General features: G+C 42.9%; 1 protein-coding gene. It reads left to right on the forward strand.

What is annotated here, in order from left to right; translation table 11 throughout:
- Nucleotides 1–89: 89 nt before the first annotated feature.
- Nucleotides 90–520, forward strand: a 431-nt coding sequence (locus JKP73_RS22040; protein ID WP_200411968.1) for a relaxase/mobilization nuclease domain-containing protein, incomplete at its 3' end; no start/stop codon positions are given.

A 520-nucleotide genomic window follows, 5' to 3' on the forward strand; every position in this document is an offset into this window, starting at 1 on the left:
CGGATGGACAACCAAGATAAAGAGCTGATCGTGGCTTTACGCTATACATACGGAGTACTCGCTCAAGCTCAAAAGGGGTATCAAGAGTTATGGCAACAATTGCAAAAATAAGCAATGGCGCAAGTGCAGCGAGCGCCCTTAATTATGCTTTAGGGCAAGACAGACCCATGCATGAAAAAACTGAACAGTGGCTACAAGACCATCAATTGGAACGTCCTGTGGAGCTGACAAATTGTCGGGCAGTTGCCGTGGGTGGAACCAACGGGATTGATCCCTTTATCGCCAAAGAACAATTTGATGTCATTCGACAACTTCATAACCAAACCAAAGAATCCAATCAAGTCTTGCGTATTACCCAATCTTTCGCCTTAGATGAACTGAATCCGAAAGTTCAAAAAGACTGGCAAAAAGCCAATGATTTAGGCGTTGAATTAGCAGAAAATCTCTATCCTAACCATCAAAGTGCTGTGTATACGCATTTAGACGGAAAAAATCACGTCTTACACAACCACATCATTGT

Source organism: Virgibacillus salexigens (assembly GCF_014905415.1).
In the GTDB taxonomy this organism is placed as follows: domain Bacteria; phylum Bacillota; class Bacilli; order Bacillales; family Amphibacillaceae; genus Virgibacillus; species Virgibacillus salexigens.